The organism is Leptothoe spongobia TAU-MAC 1115 (assembly GCF_018739885.1).
Taxonomy (GTDB): domain Bacteria; phylum Cyanobacteriota; class Cyanobacteriia; order Phormidesmidales; family Phormidesmidaceae; genus Leptothoe; species Leptothoe spongobia.
The window spans coordinates 36,426-48,412 of record NZ_JADOES010000042.1 but is presented as its reverse complement, the minus strand read 5'-3'; the positions used below and the strand labels follow the sequence as shown (position 1 = coordinate 48,412).

General features: G+C 38.8%; 9 protein-coding genes and 1 pseudogene. 1 reads left to right on the top strand and 9 read right to left on the bottom strand.

Going from position 1 to position 11,987, the window contains the following annotated elements:
• Positions 1 to 80: 80 nt before the first annotated feature.
• Positions 81 to 1,194, top strand: a pseudogene (locus IXB50_RS22200) (ISAzo13 family transposase); the annotation flags it as partial.
• Positions 1,195 to 1,294: 100 nt separating this feature from the next.
• Here IXB50_RS22200 and IXB50_RS17900 read toward each other — a convergent pair.
• From IXB50_RS17900 to IXB50_RS17860, 9 genes are all read right to left on the bottom strand, one after another.
• A complete protein-coding gene (locus tag IXB50_RS17900) occupies positions 1,295 to 1,768 on the bottom strand; it encodes a hypothetical protein (protein WP_215610362.1) in 474 nt (157 codons plus the stop codon).
• A 128-nt stretch (positions 1,769 to 1,896) separates the two neighbouring features.
• Positions 1,897 to 3,270 carry a hypothetical protein gene (locus IXB50_RS17895; protein WP_215610361.1) on the bottom strand — a complete coding sequence of 458 codons (1,374 nt, stop codon included), beginning with the start codon at positions 3,268 to 3,270 and terminating at the stop codon, positions 1,897 to 1,899.
• A gap of 80 nt (positions 3,271 to 3,350) precedes the next feature.
• Positions 3,351 to 4,481, bottom strand: coding sequence for a glycosyltransferase family 4 protein (locus tag IXB50_RS17890; protein WP_215610360.1), 1,131 nt, complete (start codon positions 4,479 to 4,481; stop codon positions 3,351 to 3,353).
• 302 nt (positions 4,482 to 4,783) lie between these two features.
• The gene (locus IXB50_RS17885) at positions 4,784 to 5,590 is read right to left on the bottom strand and encodes a sulfotransferase family 2 domain-containing protein (RefSeq protein ID WP_215610359.1); all 807 of its coding nucleotides are present in this window, start codon (positions 5,588 to 5,590) and stop codon (positions 4,784 to 4,786) included.
• 154 nt (positions 5,591 to 5,744) lie between these two features.
• Positions 5,745 to 7,091: a glycosyltransferase family 92 protein gene (locus IXB50_RS17880; RefSeq protein WP_215610358.1), complete on the bottom strand. Its 1,347-nt coding sequence runs from the start codon at positions 7,089 to 7,091 to the stop codon at positions 5,745 to 5,747.
• 73 nt (positions 7,092 to 7,164) lie between these two features.
• Positions 7,165 to 8,403, bottom strand: a complete 1,239-nt coding sequence (locus tag IXB50_RS17875; protein WP_215610357.1) for a glycosyltransferase family 4 protein — start codon at positions 8,401 to 8,403, stop codon at positions 7,165 to 7,167.
• Between the two features lie 31 nt (positions 8,404 to 8,434).
• Positions 8,435 to 9,709, bottom strand: coding sequence for a glycosyltransferase family 4 protein (locus IXB50_RS17870; protein WP_215610356.1), 1,275 nt, complete (start codon positions 9,707 to 9,709; stop codon positions 8,435 to 8,437).
• Positions 9,710 to 9,882: 173 nt separating this feature from the next.
• A complete protein-coding gene (locus IXB50_RS17865) occupies positions 9,883 to 10,938 on the bottom strand; it encodes a glycosyltransferase (RefSeq protein ID WP_215610355.1) in 1,056 nt (351 codons plus the stop codon).
• Between the two features lie 63 nt (positions 10,939 to 11,001).
• On the bottom strand, positions 11,002 to 11,985 hold the full coding sequence (locus IXB50_RS17860; protein ID WP_215610354.1) for a sulfotransferase family protein: 984 nt from the start codon (positions 11,983 to 11,985) through the stop codon (positions 11,002 to 11,004).
• Positions 11,986 to 11,987 lie beyond the last annotated feature (2 nt).

Genomic DNA, 11,987 nt, shown 5'->3' with positions numbered 1-11,987 from the left:
TAAGCTCCCCGAATATCAACGTGGCGAAAGGGCGATGAACCTTGCTATTGCTGGGTTATAGGCCGAATGTCGCCCTGCCAGGGCATGGTGGCATTAGCAGTGTCTCGCGTGCAACAGGCCTTTCTCGGACGACGATTCATGCTGGCATTGCTGAATTAGACCACCCTCAATCCTCGTCGTCATCGCGGTCAAATCAGACCAAAATTCGCCAGTCTGGAGGAGGTCGTAAACCTCTGTGTGAGACCGATCCAACCCTACTGAGTGACCTTAAATATCTGGTCGATCCCGTCACACGAGGGGATCCAGAATCGCCCTTATGTTGGACGAGCAAGAGTGCAGCCAAACTGACGAAAGACCTCCAAGATAAAGGGCATCAGATCAGCCCACGAACGGTTTGTACGCTACTCGATGAGTTAGGTTATAGCTTACAAGCGAATCGCAAAACCCAAGAAGGCAAAGAACATCCAGACCGGGATGCGCAATTTCAACATATTGCCGACACCGTCACCGCCTTTCAAACGTGTCATCAACCCGTCATTTCAGTGGATGCTAAGAAGAAGGAACTGGTTGGCAACTACAAAAATGAGGGCCGAGACTGGCAACCCAAGAAGACGCCTATTCAGACCAAAGCTCATGACTTTATGGATAAGAAACTGGGCAAAGTCATCCCCTATGGCGTCTACGATATCACTCAAAATCAAGGGTGGGTGAGTAGTCGGTATCGACCATAATACGGCTCAGTTTGCGGTGGCAACCATTCGCCAGTGGTGGTCTTATATGGGACAAGCACTCTACCCAGAAGCTCAGGAACTTATGATTACGGCGGATTGCGGAGGGAGTAATAGCTATCGAGCCAAATTATGGAAATGGGAGTTGCAACAGTTGGCTAACGTCTCCGACTTAACCCTACACATCTGCCATTTTCCACCAGGAACCAGTAAATGGAATAAGATTGAACACCGTTTGTTTTCTCAAATTACTGAGAATTGGCGCAGTCGACCTCTCGTGAGTCGCGAAGTGGTGGTCAACTTAATTGCCAATACCAAGACGACTACAGGCCTTAAGGTCAATGCTGTGCTTGATGAAGGGAACTATCCCACCGGCATTCAAGTGAGTGATGAGCAGTTCAATTCTATCTCGATTGAACGCAACTCTTTTCATGGTGAATGGAATTATCAAATATGTCCCTCATAACAAGAACAACTGTTCAAGTTATTTTTGCGCAGTCCCTTAGCGGCCGTCACGGTCCAATAGATACGGTCTCCTTTGTGCGTACAATGCTTTTCATCGGCCACTAGATGGGGGGGAGCGAGGCCTCTGTTTTCAGAGTCGTTCCGACGATGGACCCTCGGCCAAGGGCTTGACACAATCGATACCAATGCATCTCTGAACGACCTAACACGTAGGCAATCCAATCATAGGAGATACCATGCTTTCTCAAATACATCGCTTTGCCTGCTAGCTCAGACGTTTCACTCATATAAGGCGTGACAAAATCCGGGCGGCGTTGATAGGCTGTTTTTTCGTTAGGCAGATAGATACGACGGGTTTTCAGCTGTGGCCGAGTCGACATTACCCACCCATGAAACTGATACCCTGCATCAATGCCCTCTGGAAAGAGTTCCGGATGAGACGCAATTTGCTCGTTCAAGTACTCACGATAGGCGTCACGGTCTTCGACTAACTGGTCATAATCAATATCATCCGCTATCGGTAGACAGATCGTTTTGTCCCCAGCGGTTCCTCGTTGCTTGCGTTCGGCCATCATGCTTGGCCTCCAACCTCGACAACCTTATGATATCCAAACAAACTCAGTTGGAACTAGGATTATTTTTTATCCGCCAGCGGATGACGTGCTCCCGTCAGAAACTCTTACTATCTGGAAACATTTCCCCATCAGCTGCTTAACGGATTGCTGTCAGGGACGATTACCTTCTCCTTCAAATCCAAGCCAAGGATGTAAGCAACTGTAAGCATATGACCTGGCTCCTCCATTTGAGTCAAAATAAATCCAAATATGACTGTTGAAAGTATTAAAAACTTAGACATATAATTGAAACACATCCTACGCCATACAATTGCTCCTAAATAAAGATAAGCAGCTAAACCAACAAAACCAAAATCACCCCACAGCCCTGCCCAAGTAAATAACGGAAAGAATATGGTGGATTCCTTTGCAATCCATCCAGACCCCACCACTTGAGACACTTCAGCAGATGCCGGATGAATAGTTGCCCCCAGTGGAATTAAAAGCGAGCTATATTTCTCTAACATCCAACCTCCAAGGCGAGTAACACTATGGCCTGGCCCTATTCCAAAAAACCAATTCAACGGTGTCTCATAATGGGAGTAAACAATGGGGAATGCCGCTATTTTTGTTTGAGTTGCTACACCATCTAGACCAAAAATCCCTTCTCGCCTTGTCCAATTTTTGTAAGCATCCAAGAATGCTAAATCTAAGTTTTGGTAAGCCCAAGAAGCAATTATGATTATCAATAACGTAGGTATTCCGTACTTAAGAAGTTTAGAAGGATCTACGCTATTCATAAGCACTAATATTAAGCCCCCCACTACAAAAGCCAAGAAGACTTGTTTAGAGTCAGAAACTTGAGCTTGGTAAATCGCTGCTAGTAATATACCAATTCGAATCCAAAGAGGTCGTGACTTACAAGTCGTAAAAAAATATAAGGCTGCATATATCGACACCGTACAAGATATATAATTTGCAGCACTTCCACCACCACCACCAAAAATACCTCCAATACCATCCTGTATAGTTCCACCTCTTCTAGGATAAATCCCAGCTGGTATCAAAACAGATTGTGCAAGCGCTAAAAATAGATTAAAAAAGCAAAACCTTAAGAACCACTTCTTTAGTTTATTAAAAATCCTATCGTTGACCGGAAGAGCGACAAGCGCTAGCAAAAGAATAAAAGGTTCTGCACTGATTAGGTATTGAAGTAAAACATTTATTAGACCTGAATTGTTAATAATAGCGCTTGTCACCATACATATGAAAAGCAGCAAAAGTCCGAAAGCTAACTCTCCAGCAATATCAATATGCTCTTTGTCTCCAATGTCACTCGTATATGCTACTACACCACATACTATCAAAACGGCAAAGAAATGAAAAAAATTAAGTGGTGAAGGTGCACCAAAATAAGTGAGCAATCGCGAAAAGAACGCCGTTGACAGTGCAATTATTATTAACGTAGAGTTCTCTATAACTAAGTTGGAGCGGCGCTTAGAAAAGTCTTCATTATTCAGCATAGGATCTTCTTGCTACTTATGACTGACAATTAATAAAGAACCGATATAAAATCTAAAACTAGTTTATTAAGGTAGACACATTAAACAGTTTGAATAGAAGTGTAGAAATCTAAAAGCTGATGAGCTATGTTATTTTTTGAGAACCTAGATTCAGTATACGCTGAATCTAAGGCTCCTTCATTAAGGCTTGCAGCAATTGCCGATGATAAGTTTAGAACTGGGTTTTTATATAGGTCTATGTATCGGCAATGCGATGATCCAACTTCCCGGAAAATGGAGATATCCGAGCATACAACCGGACAATTTAATATCAACGCTTCGACCAAGGGCAAACAAAATCCTTCATTTGAAGAGGGCATAACAAATACAAGTGCATGCTCGTAAAGCCAACGTAACTCCCCATCCTCAATCCCCGAGATAAACATAACTTGTTCATCAAGATCTAAGGTTTGAACTAGACGTTCCAAATAATTAGTTTCAGGCCCTGTATTTCCAATCAATAAGAGCTTTGTTTTAGGTTGAATTTTATCTTGTGTAATCAATACACTATAAGCTTGAATTAAAAGATCTAGATTTTTATTTTTGCGATGTTGAGCAACATTTAGTAAGAAAGAATCAGTTAAGCTATCTACCAAACAATCAGGAGCTTTAGATTTTATGTTTGCAAAGTCTATAGCATTGTAAATAACTTCTGTTTTATTTTGTTTTTTGACAAAAGAAAAATGATTTTCTAATGTTTCTAGCGTACATCTAGATACACAAGCAAGACCATCACTACCACTAATACATTGTCGAAGAAAAAGCTGGTTAAATAAAACCTGTGGATAACCAAAGTTCTCTGGACATTCATACGGATATAGATCATGAATGGTTGATACAATCGGAACTTTGTATAATTGCCTGATAATAGGCAAAGGAAAGGACATATGAATTAAATCTGGCCGGAGTTGTTTAGCAAGTTTTGGTAGGCCAAACATAAGCCAAAAGTTTCGGGAGAAAGAGTTATTTTTAATATCAACACTTACTAGCTGGATTTCTTTTGAATCAAGATTAAACAATTCCTCAAAATAAAGTTTTTGCCATTCTCCAACTACTAGAGACACAGAATTCACTCGGCCAGTACTAACCAAGCATTGGGCTAAATTTACTGCATGTCTACAAACACCAGTTGGTTTTAGGGGGCGGTGCAACGCAGAAATTAAAATATGCATCTATAAACACCAGGGGAAATTAGCAAAAATTTTAAGTAGGTAAGGGTAGAAAAGTCGAAGTAAGTTTTGAAATGTAAATACAGTTGAATTCTATGTGAGAAAAGGGTTTTAGCTTAGTTGGCAAAAGGAAACTTAATTGATTGTTTTAACCCTGGCCTACTTATGAGCTAAAAATAACAAGAAAAATAAAATCTCTAACAAATAGACATTTTGTATGAACTAAGAAATATTTATGATACAGGAGCTCATATATATAGATGTTACAATGTGTATCTTCTCAAGACTCCTATTATTATAGTCCTTCAGCTCGTAACAGACCTTACCTTTTTATAGAAGGCAACTTCATCTTCCAACATTTCTTGCAATCGTTCTTCTTCAGAAGAAGATAAGCTGAGATCAACCTTAGGAACAAATCTACGTTCTTGTGATGGTTTTAGCGGTAGCTTCAAGCGCTTACCTAAATTTATAACGTCTTCGTTAAAGTTCTCAGTAAAGAGAACAGCAGAGCAACTAATGGCCTTATCTATTGCCTCTGACACATCATACTGTGATGAAAACATATAAAGTTGGGGAGTCAAATCATGTCGAGGAAGGCGATCTAAAAAGTCATGAAACGACGAGCCCACTAATAATCTTTTAGCCTCGTGAGAAGCCTCCTTCCAAAGAGGATCATTAAATTGAGCTGTTGGATCGTTTTGAATAAAATACATGTAGCGGTAAAACGACAAAACCCTTTTAACAGGTGACCGTAAAACAGTGATCGTAAACGTTTTGTCAGGCAAGTCTAATGCGTGTGATGGATTGTGGGAGTTAGCAAAAAAATAACTACCATTTTCAATCGCCTTCTTGCTGTTATGAACAAAAACATAACCATTTTTGAAAATATACAGTTTTCTACCTATAGATTTCAGATCTAATCCTGCCAAATTCCAAAAAGCCGAATTAAGGCTAGTGCCTGCCGTTTTGCGAATATGATAATGGTATATTCGCTGATAGTCTTCTCCAACGCAAAACCGCCAAGCCAGCTGGCTAGCTCGGGCCTCACAACCTATATCTCTCAAGGTTCGAAGCGGTTTTTTCATTTGCTCAATTAGTTGAATGGCACTCATATCTTTAAATTTATAAAGTATTTTTCCTTCTCTTAGTTGAAAATATTTATACCAACACGTGGCTTAAGAATACAGCATAAAATTATGCTATTAATTGATTTTCAGATTGATATCGTAACTTTTACACCTCCACTCTATCTATCTATCTATCTATCTACTCTAAAGTCTCTGAAGCTTTTATTTGTGGAATAGCAGCCCTATCTATAGAATCAAAAATTCTTATTACAGAAAAATCTTCTGTTAGCTCATAGGAAGAACCTTCACTGTGCTTTACTTCTAAACGGTTCCAATAAGATGATTTCCAATTAGTAGTAATACCTACGTAGTCTAGAAAGAAACCCTCTTCAATAGGTACAAAATAACTGTTGAGCATAGATTTTCCTATATAGATAACAAGATTTTCAAAAATAGAATCGAAAAAGGATTGAAGTTTCCCTTCTAACTTAAATAATTTCGTATACTGGATCTGTATCCTTTCAATAACATCCAAAATCTTTACTGCGAGCCACTCTCTAAGAGGGATCTCTCTAAAGAATTGTACCTGGTGAACCTTAGCCATCCATACTGCCGAAAACTTGTAAACATACTTATGAAGATTACTCTTTTGACCTTTCTTCCTTCGATTAAGCTTCAGAGAGTAGCGATTCCTTTTAGGAAAATCTCTATAGGAATAATCATTGTGCTCAGGCTGTATGTAAGGAACTTTAAAGCTACTAAAATATGCAACATCATAGTCTTTTAGAAAATCATCAATTCTTTTTTCTTTATTATTAAGAACTAGCATCTCATCGATATCAAAGTTTAAGCAATAATTATTGTTCCCGAACTTTAATCTACAATGATTTAAGGCTGCTAGTTGACAAAAGTGATTAACTGTGCTTTCAGTGGGGCCATATAAAAAATTCCAGCGTACGATCAATGTAGAGTTTGATTGACTGTCAATTTTTTGGTCCAAACTTTCTTGATAAGTACTATTGTTATCATATAGAACTACAATTTCTACCCCATGAGCAGCTCGATAATATGAAATCCAGTCTTTTATCCATCTAATTTCATTATTCTTTTGCAGTGTCATTAAAGTTAGTCTTGACTCATTTTGATATTCATTCTTAGGAATTATCAGCTCATATTGAAATATCCCACCCAAATCAATTAAAATCTCATTTTTCTTTCTCACTTGATGGTCAGCATTCAACTTACCGCAAAGGAAAGTAGTGCTTCTACCGACAGTTTCAACTAGTTCAAACTCAACTTTCTTTTGGTTGATATAAACACTGATGGGTGATAGTCCTTCCCATAAATTTAACAATGGTGGACCAAGCGCATAGATAAATTGATTACTTGGATCAAAGAAAACATCATAGAAAATAACCTTTCTGTCATACTCGGACAGATCTTTCTTGTTCAGTGGTTCCCCATCTGTAGTACGAAAGTTTTTCCTCAGGTTCCTTTGTAGACTGGAACTTTCTGGAAGAATAACTGGATAAACGTCAATTAGCATAGTGAGTTCAGACTTTGATGTTAACGATAAGTTTCTTATTAGCCCTGAATCCTTTGAGGTCGGTTACTAAGATTTAGGCTTTACCGTGTAGACTTACCGCGTTTTGATAAGTGTTATCTAGGCGTTTACCTACAACTTTCCAACTGAAGTTTTCATCAACAATTTTCTTGCCGACTTGTCCCATCCGGACCCGCAAATCGGGAGCATAGGCAAGCTTTCGCATGGCTAGTGCTATATCATCAACTGTTTGTTCAGGTTTATGCGCAGGTATCTTAAATCCAGCCTGCTCCGTAACCTGAACAGCAGGACCACCTAGGTCTAGACAAATTACAGGACGACCAGATGCCATGGCCTCAATACATACCCATCCACCAGAATCATGCAAACTAGGGTGAACTAGAACATGACTCTTTCCTAAATTTTCCAAAGTATCTTCGCGGGATAAACGTCCCCAGAACTTAATCTGATTTGCAACGCCACAATCTTGCGCAAGGTACTGCAAATTGTCTAATTCCGGTCCATTACCAACTAACCAATATTCTGCATCAGGCAAATTAGCCTTAGCAAACGCTTGAATCCCCAAATGAAATCCCTTCCAGTGGAGCAAACGCCCCATGCTAATGAATCGGATAGGTTGAGATGATGGCGACGGGAAGTTATTAAGAACTGAGATCTCCTCATCTAATAAGCCAACCTCTGGAACAACATGTACTTGAGAGGCTCCCATGTAATAAAGCCTCTTAGCAGTATCGTCAGTAGTAGCACGAACGATAGTACTATTATGGACAGTTAAAGTAACAAGAGGATCACGCTGTCCAACGTTACGAACAAAATTCCTCGCTAATTCATACAATCGAGCACGCAAAGAAAAGTCTTTCCAAAATTTGGAAGGGGCCGATTCGCCACCACCCACAGGCCCCCAGACAAAAGGAGTAGGTATTAGAGAAAGTAAACTAGGGGCAGAATATTTTACAAAGGTCACATGGTGAATAACATCGAATTTAATATCTTGATGCAAGCGTCGAGCCACAAAATAAGCTTGAATTTGCCATAGATAATAATGAATCTGCATAGCTCCAGATTGACCGAAGCGCATACTATCTTGCCAAAAAGGCAAAGTACAGTAAACAAAATGAAAATTAGGAATGGGTCTTGCTAATAATTCAGCCTCAATGGCTTCTTTGCTTTCATCCGGCCGGGTAAGAACCCAAACTTCGTGGCGCTTGGCTGCTTCGCAAGCAACATTCCAACCAACCCCTCGTTCTGATCCTCTGCCAGGTTCACAGGAATAAGCAGATATGAGTACTTTCATAGTTCACTAGCTTCATTTGAGATTAGGCTTATCAGGGAGTATTCACAGGAACGCGCTCAATGGATTCTAACGATGCTTTAGAAAGTGAAAGCTGGGAAGCTGCGTCACTACCTTTGGATTTAATTCGTTCGATAACCTCAAGAAAAGCATCAACTTCACAATATAGATCCTGTTCACTGAATATCTCTTTAGAGCGATCTCTATACTGGCTTCTTAACTCGTTATCAGTCATCTCAAGAATAGCTTCACTCAGAATATCAACTTTTCCACAAGGGTAAACTAGACCGTTATACCGATGACGTACAGTATCGTTGTAGCCCCAGTTACCGCAGCGATCGCTCAGAATTGGTGGTGTCCCCGACACCATTGCTTCTGAAACCACTAGAGGGTGAGGGTCAATGAACGAAGTAACGACAAAAACATCTAATGCAGCGAAATAAAGAGGAATTTTAGATTGATTTACGAAGCCATAATTCACCACTTCACCATCTAACTCAGCTACACGTTTGTTAATAGCCTCTTCTAACTCTCCACCACCAAATAATATGCCGCGCACTCGCGAATCCCGTTGATGAGCTTTAGAAATTGCATCAATAAATTCAAAAGGGTTTTTACGAGCAATATATTTACCCATAAAGCCATAGAGAATGGTGTCATCATCCCAGGTTAACTCCTCTCGTATACGTGAGATTTCGTCGGGAAAAGCGGCAATAGTTTGTCTGAAACGATCTCCATCAACAGGATGACATCCTCGAATGATCCTATCATCGGGTACACCATAATGTCGTAAGTGAACCTCATTGTGATCACCACAAGATAACCAGTAATCTGCCAGGTTATTCATCCATGGATATAGTAAAGCCATAACAATTAATCGAAACCGACCGTAGCGGGCGTCAGACATTATACTGGCATCATTCTGCATAATAAGTGGAATATTTCGCAGCTTACATAACAGAGCCGTCAGTCGATAAGAGTAGTTTACAAAACTCTGCATGAAAACAGCATCAAAGTTTTGGCGAGTTAGCTGCTTAAGCAATTCTGGACTAATGAAAGTCTTCTTTTGCTCAAAAGGAGTGTTTCCAAAAAAATCTTTCAAATAAGCATATTCATAACCACTCAACAAATCAACATCCCAGGACTGCGAATCTTTTCCAAGTAAGGCATCTCCACCGACTTGGTTCTCATTAGAAAGATAAAATACTTTTACGCGCAAGCCCGATTGCTCACTCAACTTCCTCCACAGTGGACCATGATGCTGTGTTGGATGTGTAAAAATTACTGCTAGATTAAATACATCGCTCATTTCTCAGTTCCTTGTTAAACAACGCATTATGATGAATAAGTAATTACTTCAGAGGGATACCTTTCGATAAGGTATGTAAGGCTTTAAAAATCAAAAATTTTATTCGATTTTTACTTTCTGAGGCAAAATCCTTGACAGAAAAACTACATAACGAAAAACTCGAATCTAAGAGCTTATGAATCAACAAATAATAAAGATTCTGGTATAGGAGAATGCAAAGCACTACTTTGAATATTCCCAGTTGCAATCAACTGAAATGTTTCTAGTTCCTTTCTCTTGCGAGGAGTATGTGATGACTCGCTAGGTGTCCAATGGGAAAACTCATCACTGCTAAAAAACTTTAATTCATAAAACATAGGTCGAGAAAAACTTTTGCGCATAACAAATGGTCTTGCAACATCTCTATTCCGCCACAGTACATCGAAATCTAGATTTAAGTAAGGTGACTCAAGTATCTCAAAATATTTTCCTTTTTTATAAATATTAAAATAGCTTAGAGAAAAAAACCTTGGCTCATAATAGACTTCTTTCTGAGAAAGCCAAAAATTATCAAATGAGTCTCTGTAGACAGTTTGACCATACAAATTCCAAACACCGTCTGAGTTTGCATTATCAACCTTCTGATAAAAATCTCTAAACTCGGATAATTTACTTTGCTTAAAAAGCATATCAGCATCCCATTTACAAACAAATCGGTGAGTACAAAGAGATATCGCATAGTTCGAAAAATATGTAAAATTGCGAATCGAGTTTTCAGGAACTTCCTTGTACTCAGAACCAAATCTCGCCATTTCAAATGGATAACTAAATATCTTTAGCTTATTATCTGAGTCATACTTTTCCTTAAACCTGTAAGCTAAGTGAATAGTATTATCATTACTATTGTTATCTACAAGGACTATCTCATCAAAAACATCGATAATTGACATTAAACACTTATGAATTTTATCTTCTTCATTTTTAGCTCTTATAAAAGCAGAGATGCCTTTTTTATCGCTTCTTAGAGGTATGCAAAAGTTAAAATCGGTTAGACCTTCTATATTTTCAAAGCAGATTTCCAGAGGTGCTTTTCTTGTCAAAAGAAGAAATTTTAACTCAGAGTAATCTATAATCTTCTTGAATAAATTTTTAACGAAATACTTGGATTTTCCAGACAAGGGCAAGAGTTTCAGAAGCTGGTTGAGTCTTCGAATTATTTTTGTTGAAGCTCTGTCCGCACTTGAATTCATAACCAGTCTTATTTTTTAAAATTTTCAGCAACTAAGTATCAAAACTATGAGATGAGCTTACAGCTATTCAGATTTCAAAGCAGTCTTAAGATCACGACGAGCATAACGCCAATCATTGATTAATCTTGCTGTTTTATATAAAAGAAATCTTGGTAGATAGAAGAGAGATGAACCGAGCCAAGGAAATTCTATTTCATAGTCATATTTCTCTAAGTATGGGGAGGCTAATACCTCAAAGACAAATCTATGAAAGACAGACATCTGTCCTTTATACTTTTTGGAATTAGTCGCATCAATCCCTGAGTGAACCTTTTCATGTAGTGCTTCTGAAAGCTTTTCAGGAACCAGAGCACGATTTTTTTCAAATGATTGAAACTTTTCGTGAATGTATGAACTATATTTAACACCCAAAAAGCTACAGAGTCGTTTGAGCTCAACATCGGGATTCTGTAATATAGTTTCATATTTCAACTCATAAACTTTATCACTCTCTCCATAATCTTCTATTCGTCGTAATCCATCTACCCAGTAAAGCGCATTTTCCAGTAAATTTTTGGGGCCGAACTTAATCGAGTTTTTTCTATGAACTTTTTTATAAGACAAGTAAACATCTCGACCATCTCGAACAATATGTAGAATTTTACTAGAGGGATGAATACGCTTAATTCTGTCTAAACTTGCGATTAGTACAGGTGCCTTAATTCCCCAAATTAAGTTAGTTGTTCCGTGCTGTTCATGATACGCCTGACAAATTCGGGAATGAACAGCAGAAAAGTTTTGAGGTCTATACTTGCATAGGTAGTCACAAAGGAAATCTTTATTCATTCCCCATCCCTGAGGTTGAGAAGACCGATAAAAGATATCCACCAAATCTAAATAATCACTTTTGCTGAAAGCCTTTTTCTGAGCATATAGAGAAAATGCTCGCGCAACAAAATCACTTTCATAAGGAATAAAGATTTGTTTGGTTGCATTCAAAATTGATACAAGCAATGTGGTGCCCGATCGGCCTGAACTAACAATAAAAATTCCTGGAGATTTATACATGA